General features: G+C 28.0%; 20 protein-coding genes and 1 pseudogene. 10 read left to right on the top strand and 11 right to left on the bottom strand.

Annotation, left to right across the window (positions count from 1 at the left end):
• Positions 1 to 395: 395 nt before the first annotated feature.
• Positions 396 to 1,016 carry a helix-turn-helix transcriptional regulator gene (locus CF386_RS08155; RefSeq protein WP_145955034.1) on the top strand — a complete coding sequence of 207 codons (621 nt, stop codon included), beginning with the start codon at positions 396 to 398 and terminating at the stop codon, positions 1,014 to 1,016.
• A gap of 14 nt (positions 1,017 to 1,030) precedes the next feature.
• Here the strand turns inward: CF386_RS08155 and CF386_RS08150 are convergent, their stop codons facing one another.
• From CF386_RS08150 to CF386_RS08140, 3 genes are all read right to left on the bottom strand, one after another.
• Positions 1,031 to 1,384, bottom strand: coding sequence for a hypothetical protein (locus tag CF386_RS08150; protein WP_089073938.1), 354 nt, complete (start codon positions 1,382 to 1,384; stop codon positions 1,031 to 1,033).
• Positions 1,385 to 1,508: 124 nt separating this feature from the next.
• Positions 1,509 to 2,462, bottom strand: a complete 954-nt coding sequence (locus CF386_RS08145) for a LytR/AlgR family response regulator transcription factor (protein WP_089073937.1) — start codon at positions 2,460 to 2,462, stop codon at positions 1,509 to 1,511.
• Positions 2,463 to 2,632: 170 nt separating this feature from the next.
• On the bottom strand, positions 2,633 to 3,088 hold the full coding sequence (locus tag CF386_RS08140; RefSeq protein WP_089073936.1) for a lipid-binding SYLF domain-containing protein: 456 nt from the start codon (positions 3,086 to 3,088) through the stop codon (positions 2,633 to 2,635).
• Between the two features lie 326 nt (positions 3,089 to 3,414).
• On the opposite strand from CF386_RS08140, the gene CF386_RS08135 reads away from it, so the two are divergent.
• Positions 3,415 to 3,600 carry a hypothetical protein gene (locus tag CF386_RS08135; RefSeq protein WP_089073935.1) on the top strand — a complete coding sequence of 62 codons (186 nt, stop codon included), beginning with the start codon at positions 3,415 to 3,417 and terminating at the stop codon, positions 3,598 to 3,600.
• Positions 3,601 to 3,684: 84 nt separating this feature from the next.
• On the opposite strand, the gene CF386_RS08130 is transcribed toward CF386_RS08135, so the two are convergent.
• A complete protein-coding gene (locus CF386_RS08130) occupies positions 3,685 to 4,215 on the bottom strand; it encodes an arylesterase (protein WP_158522343.1) in 531 nt (176 codons plus the stop codon).
• Positions 4,216 to 4,270: 55 nt separating this feature from the next.
• Between CF386_RS08130 and CF386_RS08125 the strand changes: the two genes are divergently transcribed.
• From CF386_RS08125 to CF386_RS08115, 3 genes are read left to right on the top strand one after another with little or no spacing between them, the layout of a single operon-like run.
• Positions 4,271 to 4,960 (top strand): ABC transporter ATP-binding protein, encoded by a 690-nt coding sequence (locus tag CF386_RS08125; RefSeq protein ID WP_089073933.1) that lies wholly within the window; start codon positions 4,271 to 4,273, stop codon positions 4,958 to 4,960.
• A 2-nt stretch (positions 4,961 to 4,962) separates the two neighbouring features.
• Positions 4,963 to 7,359 (top strand): ABC transporter permease, encoded by a 2,397-nt coding sequence (locus tag CF386_RS08120; RefSeq protein WP_089073932.1) that lies wholly within the window; start codon positions 4,963 to 4,965, stop codon positions 7,357 to 7,359.
• Positions 7,360 to 7,415: 56 nt separating this feature from the next.
• Positions 7,416 to 8,309 (top strand): LytR/AlgR family response regulator transcription factor, encoded by an 894-nt coding sequence (locus CF386_RS08115; protein WP_089073931.1) that lies wholly within the window; start codon positions 7,416 to 7,418, stop codon positions 8,307 to 8,309.
• Between the two features lie 67 nt (positions 8,310 to 8,376).
• Here CF386_RS08115 and CF386_RS08110 read toward each other — a convergent pair whose 3' ends face one another.
• From CF386_RS08110 to CF386_RS08095, 3 genes and pseudogenes are all read right to left on the bottom strand, one after another.
• Positions 8,377 to 9,795 carry a dihydrolipoyl dehydrogenase family protein gene (locus CF386_RS08110; protein ID WP_089073930.1) on the bottom strand — a complete coding sequence of 473 codons (1,419 nt, stop codon included), beginning with the start codon at positions 9,793 to 9,795 and terminating at the stop codon, positions 8,377 to 8,379.
• A gap of 19 nt (positions 9,796 to 9,814) precedes the next feature.
• Positions 9,815 to 10,422, bottom strand: a pseudogene (locus CF386_RS13695) (TVP38/TMEM64 family protein).
• Between the two features lie 186 nt (positions 10,423 to 10,608).
• A complete protein-coding gene (locus CF386_RS08095) occupies positions 10,609 to 12,126 on the bottom strand; it encodes a DUF1254 domain-containing protein (protein WP_089073928.1) in 1,518 nt (505 codons plus the stop codon).
• 193 nt (positions 12,127 to 12,319) lie between these two features.
• On the opposite strand from CF386_RS08095, the gene CF386_RS08090 reads away from it, so the two are divergent.
• The gene (locus tag CF386_RS08090) at positions 12,320 to 12,682 is read left to right on the top strand and encodes a hypothetical protein (protein ID WP_089073927.1); all 363 of its coding nucleotides are present in this window, start codon (positions 12,320 to 12,322) and stop codon (positions 12,680 to 12,682) included.
• On the opposite strand, the gene CF386_RS08085 is transcribed toward CF386_RS08090, so the two are convergent.
• The 4 genes from CF386_RS08085 to CF386_RS08070 all read right to left on the bottom strand — a co-directional run bounded on the left by CF386_RS08085 (position 12,669) and on the right by CF386_RS08070 (position 15,873).
• On the bottom strand, positions 12,669 to 13,478 hold the full coding sequence (locus CF386_RS08085) for a GIY-YIG nuclease family protein (RefSeq protein WP_089073926.1): 810 nt from the start codon (positions 13,476 to 13,478) through the stop codon (positions 12,669 to 12,671). The two genes, CF386_RS08090 and CF386_RS08085, sit on opposite strands and share 14 nt — an antisense overlap.
• 157 nt (positions 13,479 to 13,635) lie before the next feature.
• Positions 13,636 to 13,902 carry an EexN family lipoprotein gene (locus CF386_RS08080; protein WP_145955033.1) on the bottom strand — a complete coding sequence of 89 codons (267 nt, stop codon included), beginning with the start codon at positions 13,900 to 13,902 and terminating at the stop codon, positions 13,636 to 13,638.
• Between the two features lie 54 nt (positions 13,903 to 13,956).
• On the bottom strand, positions 13,957 to 14,508 hold the full coding sequence (locus CF386_RS08075) for a GNAT family N-acetyltransferase (RefSeq protein ID WP_089073924.1): 552 nt from the start codon (positions 14,506 to 14,508) through the stop codon (positions 13,957 to 13,959).
• 78 nt (positions 14,509 to 14,586) lie between these two features.
• Positions 14,587 to 15,873 (bottom strand): MFS transporter, encoded by a 1,287-nt coding sequence (locus CF386_RS08070; RefSeq protein ID WP_089073923.1) that lies wholly within the window; start codon positions 15,871 to 15,873, stop codon positions 14,587 to 14,589.
• Positions 15,874 to 16,088: 215 nt separating this feature from the next.
• Here CF386_RS08070 and CF386_RS08065 point away from each other — a divergent pair, with 215 nt between their 5' ends.
• From CF386_RS08065 to CF386_RS08050, 4 genes are all read left to right on the top strand, one after another.
• A complete protein-coding gene (locus CF386_RS08065) occupies positions 16,089 to 17,297 on the top strand; it encodes a porin (protein ID WP_089073922.1) in 1,209 nt (402 codons plus the stop codon).
• Between the two features lie 133 nt (positions 17,298 to 17,430).
• On the top strand, positions 17,431 to 18,054 hold the full coding sequence (locus CF386_RS08060; RefSeq protein WP_089073921.1) for a two component system response regulator: 624 nt from the start codon (positions 17,431 to 17,433) through the stop codon (positions 18,052 to 18,054).
• Positions 18,055 to 19,308: a hybrid sensor histidine kinase/response regulator gene (locus CF386_RS08055; RefSeq protein WP_089073920.1), complete on the top strand. Its 1,254-nt coding sequence runs from the start codon at positions 18,055 to 18,057 to the stop codon at positions 19,306 to 19,308.
• Positions 19,309 to 19,325: 17 nt separating this feature from the next.
• The gene (locus CF386_RS08050) at positions 19,326 to 20,648 is read left to right on the top strand and encodes an ATP-binding protein (RefSeq protein WP_089073919.1); all 1,323 of its coding nucleotides are present in this window, start codon (positions 19,326 to 19,328) and stop codon (positions 20,646 to 20,648) included.
• The last annotated feature ends 42 nt before the right edge of the window (positions 20,649 to 20,690 follow it).

Below are 20,690 nucleotides of genomic sequence, written 5' to 3'. Positions count from 1 at the left end.
ACAAATATTAATATCTAAGATAAAAATGCTGATTATCTTTTAAAAAAAGCCCTAAAAATTTAGGGCAAAGGACATAACAAACTTATGAAGGAAACACGATCAATGTACTTGATTTTTCTCAAAATCAAATATTATAGGGATAGGATAAAGGATTTTGTGACATATGGAATATACCAATCAAAAGTATGAAGACGAAATTCAATTGATTGATATTATTGTTTTATTATGAATAAAGAACTTATTTTATTAACAATTTATACTTTGTATACTGCAATTATAATTTTTTTTTTTTTTTTATGTTATCTAGTTTTATTAAATCAATTATTAAAAGTCCAATAATTTACTCTGGGATAAAGTACCCTAACTCTTGTTACATTCCATTAAATACAAACTACATGGAATTAATTGGGGGGATTAGTACTGTTTGTAATCATTGTGATTATAGAGTATCTTGTGGCGCTTCTCCTTTATCAGAATCATCATTTTTATCAGAAGCATCATTTTTCCAAGACCAACTAGTTATTAAAGATAAAGCAAATATTGTATCTTTTAATGTTCAAAACTACGCCTCTCATTTTAAGGCTACTTTATTTTTAAAAACGCCGATGACTCAACCTGATAATAAGGTGTTTATTAAGTTAAGTGGTTGGGATTTCTTGGAACGAAAACAACTAATAGACTTAGCCTACCTATTATCCATTAAATTAAAAGATCATAAATGTTTAGGAGAAACTTCTCTTATAATAGTAAATAAAGTTTATCCTTTAACAAAACGTGAATTTGAAATAATTTATTTAATCCAATTAGGCTATTCAGCAAAATTAATTGCAAGATACCTTGGTATAAACTTTACAACCGTTAATGATGTTGTTTATAAAACGAAAATTAAATTATGCTTCAGTGGAAATAAAAAAGATTTTTCGAAATTTCTCTTTGAGAGATACAAACTTAATTTTTATATTCCTGAAACCTTCATATTAAATCATGTGAACTTTACAAAGCTACTACTTTCGTAGCTTTGTATATAAAGTTAGTTAGGATACATATTGTCCATATTCAATTGATAATTTTTAATTTTCCCTTTTTGATCAATATTTACATCGCAATACGCTATATGTTTATTGTTATTTTTTTTGTTTAGAAAAGCATATTCATAAACATAATTAATATGGTATGGATAATTTGTTTGTGTATGTCCATCAATAACCTTCAAGTATTCTAATTGGTTATCATGTCCGACCATTTTCATTATATTTTTATAACAACCACTTTTCACCTCTGATAAAGTACTATTTTTAATCTTAATACCAGGCTCTGCGTAATTTGAGCATGACGTAATACCCAAGAGACAAATAGCAATCGCTATTTTTCTTTTATTTTTCATTCAATAGTCCTCAATTTAATAAATCGAAGTTTTATAATATATCTTGGGAAAACAAACCGATACATACATTCTATTTACCTAAGGTTTTTGTGACTATTTAAATTAAATAATTGCGAAAACTTACTTAATTATTCAAATATTGTTCAAAACTAGATATGTGTGATCTTGAAACCTTCAACTTATTACCATTTTTTAATTTCACATAACAAACTTTATTAGTACCCAGGTATGAAAGCTCTACCCCATCAATATATGCAGTATTTATTACACAAGATCTATGAATATAAACAAATTCTTTTGTCATTGACTTAAAGGTATTTTTTAAGGTAGCACGGATTAAAAAGTTTTCATTTTGTGTAAATATTTCAACATAATTACCAGAAGATTTAAAGAAGTAGACATCGTTTGTAGGAATTAGGTATTTTTTATCTAATTTTTCAACTTCAATATATGCCTCGTATTTTAAATCTTCGTTAGTTCTAACCGATTCAGAGTGTATTTGTTTCTCTTCTGATCTATCCATATTGGAAGCGTTATCTTTTATGAATAAGCCATCTTTCCCCTTGGTACTATTTTTTTTCAAAAAAGAAATTGTGATTTTATCATTAATAAGAGTAATAAATAGTATTTGGTAAGTTACAAATGAAAAAATTATAGATTTGTTTTCAACAAGTTCATTGAAAAGTTGCACATAAGTATTACCTTTAATTAAAAAAACAAATAAATATTTATCGCATAACCAATTAATGATTAACAATGCTACTAAAAAAAACATATTTAACAGTACATACAAGTATTTATAGCCATTTTTTTGATATATCCTTAAAAAAAGACACATGCCAATTGCCAATAAAACAAAACTACAAATTAAAGAAACACTATGAAATAAGAAAAATTCAAATGGGTTTGTATAATATTTTATAAATTGTATCAAATATTCATTTAAATCATAATTTTGAGAAAACTCCCTAACCCAAAAAAATCGTTGAATGTGTTGTAATAAAAATGTCAAACAGATAACTAGGAAACTGGTTAAAAAGTAAATAAGAGAAAACTTTATTTTTAAATTTTTATTCATATTATGTTTTTAATACGTAAGTTATAATTATAAATTACAATATTATAGATTTTCACAATAAACAAATACACCATTATGATAAATACCAATGATTTTTTTTATAAAAATTTCTGAATTTAATTTAAATACACTACAAATTTGTATATGTAGTGTATTCAACTTGTTGATTTTTAATTCAATGAATCATCTTTCCAATATTTAGATCCTTGAATAGAAGCTTGAAGTGCCACACCCTCATTTGTCATCACATAAGTGTGTGTTCCTGATGTATCGACCTGAACATCATTTGCACCACCTTTTTGTTTGGATTTTGCAGTTGCATCAGCCTGGGCACCTCCTAACCAACCATTTTCTTTGAAGTTGTCAAATGCTTTTTTGGTTTTAAAGGTAAAGACGATTCTTATATTTTTCATTCCTAAACCTAAACCAACATTAGCACCACCCATTTTCATATAGGTATTCTCACCACTTTGATTATTATGGAGTACCCCATAACCACCCGATCCGCCTACAAATAAAACTGTTACATTAGAATTGCTAAAAACTGCATATCCGTATCCATTTTTTATCTCTCTTGATGCTGTTGCATTTTTTTCAGAAAGCTTACTTACAGCATCTGCGCTCATTTTATCAATCGCAGCTCTTTTTCCATATAAGTGTTACCACTTGAACTACAACCGTATAAAAGAAAAAAAATAGTAAATAGAGAAAATGCTCGTATCATTTTTTTCATAAATATCTCCTTTAGAGTATTAAAATTAAATAAAAATCATTTATTTAAGTGTTACATTCTTACTATAATAGTATGTTTTTGGATTTAATCACACCAAAATTTTTTACCCTTTAACTGCCAGAAAAAAATCACAATGCAAATTAATTTTTTGCTAATTAATATGTTCTGCAAATTTAAACTATACTCTTAGATATGCATTTTAAATTTTATAGGTGTACTATGAAGCTATCAAAAGCAAAACGTGGAATCTGGGTAGAGTATTTAGGAGAAAATGTAAAAATTATCGATTCTAATGTTGGTCAAAATAAAGTTATGATTGATTATCATAATAGTAAAATCATTGTAGATCCTGAAAGTCTCATAGAGAATGAACAATTACATACAGATTCATTGTGGTATTATTAAATAAAAGCGCCCATTATAATAATGGGCTAAAGGAGTTAAAAATAATACAAACACAGTTTAAATATAGTTAGTATTTCTTTAATTTCAAATTTTTTTTAACTCATTAAAGATAAAATTAGCCATCAGCGGTTGAGCCTTTACATTTGGGTGTATCTGGTCACTCATCATCAATTCTGGGTTAAGAAAAATAGCTTCCGGGAAAAAAGGAATTACCTTAACTCCTTTTACATTTTTAAAATCTGTATAAATTTTTTCAAAAGCTGTTATATATTTCTTTCCATAATTTCTTGGTAATCTTATAGCTTGAAGAAAAACATAAGCTTTGGATTTTAATGACAGATCTATTAATTGGTTTATGTTTGATTTAATTATATCAGGTGAATAACCTCTAAGACCATCATTACCTCCAATCTCAATCAAAATATACTTCGGTTTATATTTTTTAATTAAGTTTGGTAATTTACGTAAAACATCATTAGAAGTTGCACCAGATATACTCGCATTAATTATTTGAATATCAATTTTATTTTCATCAAATTTTTCTTGGAGTAAATTTGACCATCTTTTTTCAACTGAAATCAAATAACCAGAACTTAAACTATCACCTAAAATCAACAATGTCCTAGAATATACGTGTGAAGATAAAAATAATATCAGGGATAAAATTAAAATGACCGTAAAGGATAAACAATGTCTCATAAAAACTCATGATATTTCAAAAAATATATTTAATTATAGTGAAGAGATAAAACTTTTTAAGAACATTAATTTCGAGATTTATGATGGAGATACCATATCTATTGAAGGTAGCTCAGGAGCTGGTAAAACGACCTTGCTTAAAATAATTTCTGGAATTGAAAAACCTACTGACGGAGATGTATTTATTTTCGGACAAAATATAAGTACGATCAATGAAAAAAAATTATCCACAATAAGAAGAAAATTCTTTAGTTTTATTTTTCAAGATTTTTTGTTAATACCTACTTTAAATGCAATAGAAAACTTATATGTACCATTATTTATTAACAACATTAATAACTACAAAAAACAGGCATTCAAAGCTTTAGAACAAGTTGGATTGAGCCATAGATCACATCATTATCCTAAACAACTCTCTGGAGGTGAGCAGCAGAGACTTTCTATAGCAAGATCTTTTATGAATCAACCCAAGATAATCTTTGCTGATGAGCCAACAGGAAATTTAGATAAAAAAAATAGTGAAAACATTACCCGTCTCTTATTCGATATGTGTGAGACATATAACACGAGCTTAGTTATCGTAACTCATGACAAATCTTTATCCTCTCTTTGTAAGAGACAATTTCTGTTAGATCAGTTTACATTAAAGCTGAGATTTTAATAATGATAGAAAAGCAAAAGTTTTTTTTAAAATGGACTTTAAAAGAATTATCTCATAATAACTTTTATTCAATTTTTTTTGCCATGGTTATTATTTTGACAACATTTTTTTCATTAATTTTTCTGAGTAAAAGCTTTAACAATGTAATACAAAATAAAGGAATCGAAGTTCTTGGTGGAGATATTATTCTTGAATCCACTAGACCTATTTCTAATACCGATTTACAGAAAATTAAGAAGTATTCGACTAATTTTGCAAGAGAAATATCTTTTTATACTATGTTAGAGTTTAATGGACAGTTTAACTTAGTAAATATTCGAGCAGTTGACCCAACATTCCCTCTAAACAACAAATTAATTTTTGAATCTATTCATAAAGGTATCAATAGGATTGAACCAAATACAATATGGCAACTCAATTCAGGCTATCAAATTAACATACCTTCAAATAAAGATATAAATATTGGAGACTTTAAAGGAGTATATTCTGGAATAATTAAAAATGATAATTTTTTAGAATACAATCCTTTTAGACAACAGCCAGTTTTTTTTATTTCATTTGATGATGCGTTAAAAACGGGCAATTTAAGAGCTGGAAGTCGAGTAAAGTACCTTGTTTATATTTCGATATCAAATTCAAATATTAAGGCGTTAAAAAATACATTAAAATTACAGTCCTACCAAAAATGGCTTTCAACAGATACTGTAAAAGGAAATGAGATACTAAATCAAGCCTCAAGTTTTTCTCTGCTTATTGCAAGTTTTGCTGTTGTCGTATCCTTATTTGTGATTGTTTTTGCAATGTCAAACTTCGTCAAAAAACAAAATAACACAATTAATATTTTGAAATCTCTCGGCACTAGTCTTAACAAAATTATTATGCTTATTTGCTCTCAAATTTTCATTATATTATTCAGCGCGATCGTATTTAGTTCTCTAGTTTGTTATTTTATTTTTATCTTCATTCAATCAAAACTTTCTGCCTTAGGTGTCAATTTTGATACGAACAATCTCTATCAAGCAGTTATATATACCCTGTTAGGCTCATTTTTTTTAACAACTATAATCACTGGATTTAATTTAAGAGTATTACTGAAAATTAGAACCAAAATATTTCGGATAATTATACCTTTTTTGTTCCTTATTTTTTTAACTTTTTATTACTACACGCTTTATGAGTTCATAACCACTTATAAGATTGCAATTGCTTCAAGTCTAAGTCTTTTAATTACAATATTTATTTTATTTTTTTTAATTAAATTCCTAATAAAAAATTCCATTTATCATTCTCGTTCTGGGTTGCTAATGATTACATTGTATAGATTAAAGTCATATGCCTCTGCTCATGCCATTTATATAACATTAATATCAATTTGTCTTTCTCTATTTTTTGTGCTGAACACAACACAAAAGGTCGTCATTCAAGATTGGAAGATTATAGAAAAGTCGGATAGGCCTAATGTTTTTGCAATTAATATATCACCTTCTGATGAAAGAATATTTTTGGAAAATTTGAAAAATAAAAATTATACTTCATCCCAATTATATCCAATTTTTAGAGCAAGAATTATTAAAGTTAATAATAAAGATATAATATTTAACAAAGCAAACCAAAATTTAGATAGAGAAATTAATTTAACATGGACTCAAAAACCACCGAAAGATAATTCAGTTATTAAAGGGAAATGGCAAAATGCTAATTCAGTTTCAGTTGAAGAAAAAACAGCTGAGAAATTAAATATAAAAGTCGGAGATACTATATCTTTTGATATTGGCGCTAATTTTATTAAAGGACAAGTTACAAATATTAGAAAAGTTAAATGGGATAACATGAGGCCTAATTTTTATTTTATACTGTCAAAAGACATATTAAACCAAATTGACTACACATCTATTCTAAGTTTTAGAGTTCCTGAATCCGAGTCGCTAAACTCTATTATGAGAGACTTTCCTACTGTAACTCTTTTTGATTTAAGAAAAATAATTTCAAGTTATCTTAATATATCATCACAATTTATAAGTATTATTCAATTACTGATTACTTTTTGTTTTGCAAGCTCTATACTGCTGATGTTTTTTATAAATAATTTAAATGTGAAAAAACAAATATACGAGTTTAAAATATACAGAACAATCGGTTCATCCAAAAACTTTAATTCATTCAGCATTTTAATTGAATATTTTTATCTTGCGATATTATGCTGTTTTTTTACCAATATTCTTCTAGAAATTTGTAATTATTTTTTAATTCACTATTTATTTTTGTTAAGTTATGAATATAATTATTTCAGAACATTATATGTTTGTTTCATTATTCTAATAACCATTGCTATAAATTTGGGGATCAATTTCAAAAAAATAACTTCTTTAACAACAACAAAATCAAATTATTTTTCATAATAAAAAAACAAATAATTTTATTAAATATCATCATTTTAAAAGACTAAATTTAAATTATGCAAAAAATTTTACAATGGATATATAAAAAACCTATTCTTACAGCTTTAATCATTCACATGTTCCAAGTGATATGGATTTGGCAGCCTATCTTCACTCAAATTACAAAAGACTTATTGAGCCCAAATGCAGGTGCGCAAAACACATTAACAGTTATTGCCTTAACAATTAGTTATATTTTAATATACGTGCTATTTACTTTGTTCATTCTAAATTTTGGTTGTAGAAAATTTAAAGACAATACCTCAAAACATTTAACAAAAAACATCTCAACTCTATTAATTCAGCTTCTGTTCTTTTTGACAATTTTTAGTGTTTTTACATATTATTTCTACCATATCTCATCTGCAATTTTTAACATAAAATGGTATATCGTAAGGACATTTTACGGTAATGGTTTAAGTTGGTGGTTTATTGCTGAATATATAAACTTCATTCAATTATTTTTCATATTAGGTTTTATTTATACCACATCTGATAAGCTAGCTACACACATAGAAATAGCTAAAAGTGTTTCAGGTAATGATGAAAATCACAATGAAAAAAACGAACAACCACAAGATGAAAACACATTCATAATTAAAAAAGATCAAAAAGAGCATGTAATTAAATCAAGCCAAATACTATGGATCGAAAGTGCTGCTAATTACGTTATTATTCATACTGAAGAAGATGAATACCCCATGAGAGAAACTATAAGTAACTTACAAAAGCAGTTATCGTTCCCATTTATTCGTTGTCATAGAAGTCACATCATTAATGTACAATGCGCAACAGAAATGTCTCAAGAAGCAAATCGTCTTTTTGTAAATTTAAGAAATAATGAAAAAGTACCGGTATCAAATACTTATAAAGAAAAGATTGAAGAATATATTTCTAGTAATGATAATTAGCTCTATAGTCTACTAAAATTAAGTAATTACTCTTGAGGCAATTACTTAAATACTATTAGGATTATTCTTAAGAAATTTTCATGAGGGCTTTTACTATCGATTGAACCTTTTTTGAAAATAATTTTGGTGTATAAAAACTTCCTGCAACTCTTTTGTTTAATTCACTTAGAGTTGGGTAAGGTACAATAGTTGAGGCCATATGCTTTAATTTTTTTTTATTCGACATTAATATTGTCCACTGGGTAATTAATTCGCCAGCATTTGCGCCTATTATTGTGACGCCATAAATATATCCCCTTTTGTCAGTTGATACTTGTATCAATCCTAATTCATTTACTGTTGCGATTGCTCGATCATTTCCTTCATACTCTAAGGATAAAATTGTTAAACCTTGTTTTTTTGCATCAGCAACACAAATACCAACGTGTGCTATTTCAGGATTAGTGTAAATACAATAAGGAAAATAATTATATGATACCTTCTTAGGCAACTTAAAAAGTATCGTTTGGATTAAAGCACTAGCTTGATAACTTGCATTATGTGTAAACTGAAATCTAGAAGCGCAATCACCTATAGCAAATATCCTCTTTTGGTTCGTTCTTTGATAAGAATCTACTATAATTCCTTTTGAATCAAAGAATATGTTTGCATTATCTAGATTTAAAATCGATAGATTCGGCTCTCGACCCGTGGCCATTAAAATATCATCAAAAATAATTTCATTTTTTATTTTTTCTGTAATAAAACTAACTTTTCTAATGCTATTACTATCAGAAAAATTGATGTCTGTTACAGAAGTGAAAACATCTATAGGTAAGTTTTTCCAAGAATCTAAAAGAATGTCTCTCGATGAGCTATCTAACATCCCCAAAATTTTATCACTATTTTCTAAAATAATAATGTTAGTACCAAAAGAGGCGAAAGCTTGTGCAAGCTCGCAGCCTATCGGTCCTCCTCCAATAACCAGTAATGTCTTCGGTATATAATTTAAGTCAAATATATTCTCGTTGGTTAACACCCTATTTAAATTTAATCCATTAAAGGGAATAATTCGAGGTGACGAGCCTGTTGCTATAATAAAATACTTTGCTCTGACAACACAGTTTTCACCCTGAACTGACTTTGAATCAATAAAAGAAGCTTTAGATTGAATAACTTTAACGCCTAGGTTTTCAAACCTTTCAACTGAATCATGTGGCTCTATTTTTTTAATAACATTCTTTATATGACTCATAATATCTTGGACATCTAATTGAATATTATTAATTTCTACACCTAAACTTTTTGCCTTATAGGCAATGGATGCATATTTAGAGCTTTCAATTAAAGACTTAGATGGTACACAGCCATAATTTAAGCAGTCACCTCCCATTTTTCCCTTTTCAAAAAGAACCACGCTTGCTCCCATTTGAGCAGCACCTGCTGCAAAAGATAAACCACCAGATCCAGCACCAATCACACAAATATCAGTTTTTATATTGTCCATGTTTTGAAAGTACCCTATTTTATTTAGAAGCTTTAATTTTTTTATATACGATAGGAATCAAAGCTAAGATTGATAATGCTAATAATGGAAATAATATTTGTGGTTCGAAAATAATTTTATAATTTATGTCGCTACCTTTCATAAAAGTAAAACCTATACCACTACCTACCCAAACATATACAAATGTTCCGGGAATTATTCCAAAAAAAGTTCCTAAAATAAAATCTTTGGTTTTAATTTTTATTAAACCACAAGCTATATTGACTAAAAAAAAGGGAAAAGAGGTACTAATCTCAAAAATAATAGATAGGAAATAGCATTTTTACGAAAGCCCTTTTGAAAATTATTTATCTGCCCTTCAGAAATTTTTTTGTTAGAATTATTATTAAAAGAATACCGAAAACTTATAAAAGTTATTACCCCGCCTATTGTTGCGGATAAAACAACTAAAATTGTCCCTAAATAAATTCCATACAAAAAACCACCAACTAATGTCAAAAGTGTTGCTATTGGTATGGAAAAGGACACAACAGCTATGTAAGTTATAACAAATATTAAAATACTATACCCTACATGGTTGTTAGACCATAAAAGTATAGTTTTGTAATGTTTTGAAAAGTTCTCCATAGATACATAATGAGTGATATCTAACGAATAAAAAATTATTAGACCTATGACTAATATTAAAATAGGAAGTTTTCTTTTAATCATATGTTAGGCCTGTAATCAAAAAAATTAAGAGTTAATAAATGAATTTTAATTATAATGAAAATTTACATTAAAAATTATGATCATTCATTAACTTTTAGAAATTTATTCAATTAAGGTTAAACTACCAGGTTTCCATGTCTGATCAAAATAAGCATTGGTTGGACCATATAATCTTAAAAGAAGAAACCAACCTTTATTAGGAACAGTTTGTATCCAATTACTTTTCATTTTCTCTGGTGCTTCAGGAGAAAAAAACAAATCTATACTTCCATCTGAATTAAATTTTAAATCAGTATTACGTTTATTATTTTTACTTGGAAAGGGTTGTGAAGTTTGTAATTCAGATCTAGTCTGAGGATCATAAACAACAATTGACCAAAAATCTTTAGCAGGTATATTAGCGGGCAATGTTAATTTATATTTTTTACTACCATGTAAGTAGTTTTTACTTTCATCCACTGCTAAATAAGCATATTGAGAGCCTACTCCAGGTAGTTTTGCCTGCATTGCTGGCGTGTTTACGGTAGCGATATAAAAATAAAGAGTTCTTGCATCTAAGAATCTACCTCCAGTACCGTTGTCTTTTAACCATCTATAATCATTTCCTACAAAAGCAGTTTGCCAATATAGATCAGGATAAATGTAGGCATCCTTTTCTCTTGGGCTAAATGCAAGAGATCTGGCTGTACCATTGGCCACAGCGACAGAGTCAGTCAAGATATTTTTAAGTCGTTCATCTGGTGAAAATGATTTGCCTTTTTCCATTCCGATACTTGATAAAATTCCACGAAGTTCAGGACTAATAAAATCCACTGGTTCACGTTGAATAACGTCATTTAATTCCATAAAAAACATATAGTTATTTGCATGAATGGTGTTAACAGGTAAACCTGATACATCAATGAATTCCATTTTTTCTGGGTTATCTTTTGTCGAGTAAGGATATATTTTCAAACCATTTTTAAGAAGATTTACAGAATAATCAGTAGAGCCATCCTTCAAAAACCCCCTTAATATTAACCAATTTATGTAAGATGAGGTTTTTGCAACATAATAACCTTTAGGTACTTCACCTTTAAAATCAGGGGGTACTAATAAATATTTTCCGCCTTTTCCTTTATCTGGTCCAGGAGTCCCCATATCTATAATATACCTAAAATAGGCATCATTAACAGTCCCAGGGCCCATTCCGGGTGGTATTTCAATAACGGTTAAACCATTTTTTCTTAAATCAATAAATGTAGAAGCATAAACGGTATCAGTATTTCCAGTTAACCATAATGGGTTAGAGTCCATTAATGATTCAAAGATAACAACTTGATTTGAGTTTTGAACACCATATTTTTTATGTCCGACTCTTACTGATTCGAGCGAAGCGGCTGGAACGAAATTTAAGAAAGCATCAACTCCCCTTATAAAATCCAAATTATCATATAACAATTTGACCGTATTTTCACTTGGCAAACCATCAAAAAATTCTAACGTTCCTATTCTTGTTTTAACTTCATCTGGTGTCATGATTTCAGGAGGAATAAAATTATTGTAATTGGGAGTTTTTTGTTCCTCTGAAACGATAATTGATGAAAATAACATACATATTAAAATTATCAATTTTCTCATCACATAACCCTCAAATATGATTACTTGAATTTTATTATTGTAGAATTTTCTCAAAAAACTTTTTGAGTAATTTATTCAGGTCTCAAAAATAAGAAATAAAAGATATCTTAGGTCTTATTTATTTCTATTTTTTTTTCACAAAAAAAAAAGTTTGTATATTATTAAATTCATTATTTATAAAAAAAACAACTTTATGAAAAAATTTACAGAACTTAACAGCCAAATCGACTCCTCCATAAATTTTGAAACTATCTGGAATCCAATTTTAGAGCATGTAGAGAAAGTACGATTACAACAAAATTCAAACTTAACATTAAAGCAAATCGTACTAGAATATCTTGAACCAGAAAAGGTGAATATTAAGGAATCTAATGATAAATATATTTGTGAAAATAATAAAGTTATAGTGCATGATAAAGATTTTATAACTGATAGCTTATTTAAAAAAGAAATTCTTTTAAATTGGAGTATTGAAGAGGATGATGGGACTTATTCTTTTGGTTTGAGTCATATTTATTGCCCAGATGGCTCAACTATATATGTTAAAATAAAATGATTTTGTTTTTCACAAAGTAACTATAAATAATTTTAAACTCATCATAATTAAACTTTAGATTATTTGGATCTACTTGGTTATATTCTGTTCCACAATACTTCCAATTAATAATAATGTGTTTGGTCTGATGTTCATTAATTTTAACTATTTTGTTTTTAGGCCAAACACCAGTTTGAAGGTTTTCAAGTGCTTTTTTTAAACGTTGAAAATGTACACTTGAATTTTCTTTACCTATACAAGCCCCTAAACACTTTTTTATCTGAAAATTAAAACATGCATTTTTACACTTTTCTAGACCAGTTAACTTCCAACATAAATTTTCTTTATTAGCTATTTTCCTTAAATGTTCTTCAGCTTGTTTTGGTGACTTATAAAGTCCGTAAAGATTCTTATTGAAAAAATTTTCTTCATTAGAATGAGAGAAAGTTTTAATTTGAATATCACTATCTTCATTAAGAATAAAGGAGTGAAGTGCTTTATTCTTTTTTAGTAATCGATTCATAAGCGGATTTAATGCTTTAATAAGTTTTGACTCTAGAAGCAAAGCGCTTAGCTCTCCATCAGTTTCGATACACTCAATTCCACAAATATTTGAAGTTATTTTTTTTTCTTTCAAGTTCTTCTTAGACTGGTAAAAGTGTTGTTTTACTCTTTTTTTGAGATTGATACTCTTTCCAATATATTTTGGATAATTTGCAGAATTACTCCAAAATAAATAAACGCCACTAGATTGTGGGATATTTGAAAGATCATCAATGTCAAAATATTTTTTTGTAGTGTATATTTTTTCAATCATATAATTAATAAAGGAATATCATTTTAAGCTTCACACAAATATAATTTTGGTAAAAAAAATCAATCACCTGGATTGCAAGTTATGTTGATAATATTAGAAGGACAAATACTAAATATAAGAAAACTTGATTAGTCTGTGCAATTCATTGTCTGAAATTTTAATCTTTATTTTTTTGTTTATTTTTATCCTTATCGCCATCGTCAAAAATTTCACCAAAAAAGTCATTAAATGTCTTTTGATCCAGTTTTTTTACTGCGGTTAAAGCATTTACACACTCTGAAGAGTCATTATGTTTCCATCGACATGTTTCGGCTTTGCTTCTTGCTTCATCTGGATGCTTCATATAATAATCTACTGACTTTGAGCAGCCAGTTAGCATTAACAGAAAAAAAGAAAACACCGCAAACTTTATTTTATTCATCATTTTCATAAAACCTCCTTTTAGAAAGAAACTATTTGTTTTTACAAAATTATTAATTTATAAAAAAACATTATATTCGTATTTAGCCCATTCTTCTCTTAAAACTCCATATTTCATAGAGTCATAAAAAACACCGTTATAATATCTAACTTTTCTAATTCGCCCTTCTAACTGAAAACCGATTGACTCTGCACATTTCATCATTCTTTTATTGCCTGACCATGTGGTTAGTCCAATTCGTTCAATACTATTAAGCGATTCAAATAAGTTGGATACCCAAGCTATCATTACTTTTTTGCCTAATTGCTTTCCCCAACAATTATTATTATAAATCACTATACCTGCTTCAAGCCATCTTGTATCTTCACATTCCCAATAATAAGAAACAACCCCTATAATTACTTTGTTGTACTCAATAACTAAATGTGTTTTACCTAACTGCAACTTTTTAAAAGTGTTATTATTATATTCTTCTAAGCTAGGTTTTTTATAACCAAAATACGGTCCATTAAATTTAGTCCATTCTATATTTTGAGTTTCAAGGTTATACAGTTCATCTAACTCGTTATCTTTTGCTTTTCTCAATACGATATCTTTAAAAAAGATCATAAAAAACATATCGTTAATTTTATAAAGTTTGATTCATTATATATTAATAAGCTAATACCATTCAATTTGAAATATAGTCTATTTAACTAAAATTGTTTCAAAGGCATTTTCTGTTTTAGTTTCTACCAAAAAGAAACATGTTAAAAATGTAATCATTGCAATAATATAAAAGTAATAACTTGGTGCAAAGTCTCCAAATCTATTGCTTAAATAAAAAGATAATATTGGCGTAATTCCAGCAAAAAAAGCTTGTGCTACATTACAACTCAAGGCTAAAGCGCTGTGGCGATATTTAGTTGGAAAAATTTCCGTAAAATAGGTTTGACTAGCAACCATAAAGATCACATTTAATGATAACATTATTGAAGTACTAATAATAAATGATAATAAATTGTGCTCATTTGAAATATAAAAAAAGAAAGGCATTGCTATCGTAATCAAAGTAGTAGATAAAAATAATAATGGCTTTCTTCCGATTTTGTCACACAAGCTCCCGATAAATGGAGGTAAAATAATTGCAGGAATAGTAGCTAACGTAGTCATAAATATAATAGATATAGGTGTGTACTTTTGTTTAATATCATTAATAACTATGAAGTGGTTCATCATATAGACACTTACCATAAAATAGGTCACACCAGCAAAAGCTAATAAAATAATAACTCTTAACATTCCTAAGTAATCTTTTTTTAAGCATCCTAAGACTGGATAATCCAATATTTTATTTTTGTTTTCAATATTTTTAAAATAAATAGATTCAATGGCTTGATTTAATAACTTATAAGACACTATTGCTGTTATAAAACATAAAATAAATCCCAATCGCCAACCGTAACTTTGAAAATTATGTGCTGTAAAAAAGAGTGAACTAAAAGAAATCATAAATCCAGCTAAACAAACACCTAATTGTTGAGCTGAAACAGCGAATGAAACTAATAAAGATCTATTTTCTGGCAATGCACTCTCTGATATTAAAACTAATGCACCTGTTATTTGCCCCCCTAACGAAAAACCCTGAAGCATTCTAGCGAACAGTAAAACAAAACATGATATAGAACCCCAGTCATTGTACCCTGGAAGAATGGCAATAACTAAAAGAGGGATACTCATAAGTGCAACACAACCTTTAATAGCTCTTAATCGGCCATATTTATCACTAAAGTGACTAATTATCACACCACCTATTGGTCGCATAAAGTAGCTTATTGCAAAAATAGCAAAAACAAAAAAATATCCTTGGGTAATAGTAGAGTGACTAAAAAATGTTTTAGATAAATATACCCCAGCATATCCATACATTCCAAATTCAAGCCACTCTAGCATCAAAGCTGTACTAACTATAAATGTATTTTTTAAGTTATTCATAATTTAACACTCACCTCATTAATTTTTTTATTTCGAAAATTTATTAAACAAGGTCACAACAATAGTGATAATGGTACTTATTATCAACAAATTCCAAAAAAGCTAAGTTTATTTCAGGTATTGACCCTATATTTATCACTTTAAAATTAAGTATGATGAATCTCTCAAAACGATAATGATAATGATAATCATTAAAGAGTCAGGAGGAAGGAAAAGTGAAAAAAATTTTATTTGCATTAGGGTTAACTAGTCTAATAACGTCAGTATCTCATGGTGCTACTATTTATGATCAAGATGGGACATCATTATCAATTGGTGGCTTTGTTGAAGCCAGAATGCAATTTAATCAAGCACCAAATGCAATAAATATAGAGAACAACCAATTTAGTACAGTGAATAATTCAATTTCAAATGCTAATGATGATTCAAGGTTTAGAGTTTCGTTTAATGGAAAATCCGTTATTAAAGATGATCTATATGCGATAGGATCGTCAGAAATAGAGTTTGTTGGTAAAGGCATTCACCAAGTCAGAAAAATTTATGCCGGAATCGGCGGAGATTTTGGTACTCTTACTTATGGTAAACAATTTGGCGCGCTTGGTGCTATAAGTAATTTTACGGATATTATGCCCAACAATGGTGATACTGCAGCCAATAGAATTACAACTGCTAATAGAGTTGCAAATACTTTAAAATATCAAAAGAATTTAGATCAACTTTCCTTAATAACAACCTATCATGGTAAACAGTCGACAGTAGATACAGTAGGTCAGGGTTTTGCTGGATCATTGGTCTACAACCCAATTGATGCAGGAGTATCTTTGGGGTTAGGTTATGCCTATGAACGAGATAATGTTAACCCATATAAAGTAAATGATGGGGTTCAACGATTGAACTCATACAATACAATGGCCGGACTTTCATATAACACTGATAATCTTTATTTAGGTTTATTAGGATCAGCTGGTAAACATCTAACCACAGGATACTATTTAGGTGATCAAACATTGGGCCTCACGAACCTTGATGATACAGTTTTTGGTCCTGGCTTTTCTTCACCTAACATTATTGTTAACGGAAATCCAACTCCTTTGACAAATGTTGATATTGGTTCAGCAAAATACTGGGGAGCTGAAGCAGCAATTGCTTATTCTATTGAAAAGTGGACATTACAAGCAGTTTATAACTATGGTCAATATCTAGATTTTAACGATAACAATTCAAATGGAGGTTACCTTAAAAAAGTAACAACATTAACTCAAAAAAATAATCCAACATATGCAAACAATGCTGATTTTGCTTTGAAATATAACTTTAATGCTCACTTCCTATCCTACATAGAATATCAGAATGACTTTCTGAAAAAAAATGAGCAATATTACCAAGGTAATAATGTTTGGATAGGAGGTAAGTATTCATTTTAATCCACATTTTTTGAAAGATCATTTCAATCTTAAGATCTGATTATTATTAATATTATAAAAGTAGAAAAACACCATTAAATATAATATAAATACATTGTATTTATATTATATTTTGACTTTTAAGGATAAATTCATGTCAAAAACAAAGACTCTTATTGTAGATGATCATATTTTTGTGGCTCATGGAATAAAAGAGTTTCTTGAAAAGTTTGATTTTATTGAGGTCATAGGTGTTTGTGAAAATGGTTTAGATGTTTACAATTGGTGTGTTAAGCATAAACCTAATCTTGTTCTCCTTGATCTTGGTTTACCAGGAATGAGAGGCTTAGATGTCATTACAAAATTAAAGAAAAGATGGCCTAAGTTAAAAATAATTTGTGTAAGTGCTACAACAGATGAATCGAAGATTAAAGAAGCATTAGATTCTGGGGCTTCAGGCTATGTCCTTAAAATAAGCAAACAATATACTTTGCATAATGCCATTGAATCTGTATTAAAAAACCAGATATTCATTGATCCTGAAATAAATGTAAGTGTTTTAAAAAAAGAAAATGAAAATAAAGAACAAGTTAAATTAACGACAAGAGAATCTCAAGTTTTGAAATTAATTTATGAAGGAAAAAAGAATAGAGAAATTGCAGAGCACCTTTTAATTAGTCTAAAAACAGTTGAGTCTCACAGATTAAATCTAATGCGCAAACTTGATGCACATAATGCAATTGATTTGATTAAATGGGCAAAAAGACTTGGTTTTTAAATGAAATCATTCAATATAACTAATTCAAAAATAATCTTTAAAGTTATCTTATCTAGTGCAGTAATATGGCTCTTTACTCAATTATTTACGATTTATCACTACTTTAATACAGATAGTTTTAGATTAGATAATATACAAGCTGAAAATTTGAAACTGGCTAGTCTCCAATCTAAAATTGATAACCTTAAATTTAAAGTTGCAGAAAGTGATCTCTTAAAATTTGCAAAAATTATACAATATGCAGATGAAAATGATAAAAAGATTAGTAGTTCTAAAGAACTTATTGATGCTCCTCTACCTTGTAACTTTAAGCTATACGCCTTAAAAAAAGATTTTTATTGGCAAAAAGTAAATCAACATAATAAAATTTATAAAAGCATAGATAATAAACTTTTAGAGCTTGTTAGTTATAACATAACTTTAACTTCCTACAATAAATATAATGGAATTTTTGTTTATAGTCCAAAAGATAAACGAATGCTTCTAACTTCTTTGAATTTTTGCGCACAAAAAAGTTCGGTAGGATCGAGTTTTTTTAACCCACAAAATATTGAACAGATAATCAAAAAAAATAATCTTAGTCTAAGTAAAAGCAATGCTCAAAATCACACCTTAGTTTGGGGAGTACCCATACGTCATGGAAAAGAAAATTCATGGGATATTCCATTAATACAAAAAGTGAATAGTGTAAGATTTGGACAGGTATATATAGGTGTTTATTTACCCTATACTTTCATAAATAATTCATTTCAACATCAACAACCAAATTCGTTTGTTGTAATTGCAAATAAAGTAAATAATCAAATACTTCCTTTTAATAAGTTACCTATCGATACTAAGAAGTTTTATTCAATAATGAGTAAAGATAATAAGCATAATGAAACCACAAAAAATCATATATTCCAAAATGATGGTTATTTGGTATCTGAAAGTTATTATAACAAATCACCATGGAAATTAATCTTAATTGAATACATAGGCTCAGATTTAAAAATAAATATCAAACAAATATTAACTTATTTACCATCTCTTTTAATTGGACTCTTATTTTTATCTATAATACTGTATGTAATTCTTTATAAAAACTTCACTCTACCACTTATAAACTTAGTTCAGTTAATAAAACAAAAGAAAGAAACATCACAGGATAATAATTTAATTAAAGATAATCTTATTTTAAGAGAGTTTAATCAAACTTATAATGAACTTGTACAACAAATTAAAAACCATAATATAAATTTAGAAAAAAAATAAAAGTAAGAACAAGAGAATTGGAAAAAGCAAAGGCCATTGCAGAACTTTCAAATATCCGTATAAATCAAGAGATTAATATATTAAATCACGAGTTAAGGACACCGCTCAGTAGTTTAATGGCAGCTTCTGAACTTATCTCTTACAAAGAAAACAGTCATAAAAAATTCTTAATAAAAACTATTAAACAAAGCTCCTCAATTTTACAAGATCATTTAAATAACCTCATAGAAAATAGAAAGATAGAAGCTGGGAATTTTTCCATTAAATTAAAACAAACTAATATTAAGCAGTTAATTGAAGATTGTGGTTTAATCTTCTATACAAACCCCGATAACCGCAAAAGAAAGTTTAGTGTCTTTATATCTAATGATGGTATGCCTGAAAGCATAATGACCGATCCAGTTAAAATCCGTCAAATTTTAATTAATTTAATCAGTAATGCCATTAAATTTTCTCAACAAGGTCCTATCTTAATAAATTTATCTAGACATGAAAATAATTTATATATTTCAATTACTGATCAGGGCATTGGCATAAAAAAAAGTTCGCAAAAACATATTTTCGAAGCATATTCTAGAGAAAACGATAAAATAGCAGGAACTGGTTTAGGGCTTGCTATATCAAGTAAAACGGCAAATTTACTTAAAGGCCAGATTACAGTAAAAAGTGAATATGGAAAGGGATCAACATTTACACTAAAAATTCCGATTATATTACCTAAGTTTAATAAAGATGTGATTGGAAAAAAATCTGTTAATGCACCCTACTATTTATGGAAACAACTTAATGAATGGGGATTTAAAACCCATATAAATAATTCAAGCTCGCAGAACCTTTCTGATCCTATCTATTTGTTTACCCCGTTTTCTCTTTATTTAGATGCACTAAATTTAAGTCATCATAAAAAAACATTTATTCAAAAAAATAACTTAAGACACCATTACAGATTAAAAATTCTCTTAGTCGATGATTTTGAAATTAATCTTGAAATTTTTAGTTTAATGCTTAAATCACTTGGTCATGATGTTCAAAGAGCAAACACAGGCTACAAAGCTTTACAGATGGGGAGTGAAAATATTTATGACGTAGTTTTTATGGACATCAGAATGAAGGATCTAGATGGTGTACAAACAACTCAAAAGTGGAAAGAAAATCAAAATATTTTAGATAATAACACACCCATTGTAGCATTAACTGCTGATACTCTTGATATTAAAAAATATCAAGAAAAAAACATATTTTTTCAAATTGCTTCTAAGCCTATTGATCGAACAATGTTCGAAAAAATCATCAAAGATGTAATTGATTTTCAAAAAAACGTGGTATTGAACTGTTTATAAATCAAGATTTAAATCAAAGTATTATAAATAATAGCCATCTAA

The sequence above is a fragment of the Paraphotobacterium marinum genome (assembly GCF_002216855.1).
Lineage (GTDB): Bacteria > Pseudomonadota > Gammaproteobacteria > Enterobacterales > Vibrionaceae > Paraphotobacterium > Paraphotobacterium marinum.
Note: the sequence above shows the minus strand (reverse complement) of the source record. Positions and strands in the feature narration are given on the sequence as shown.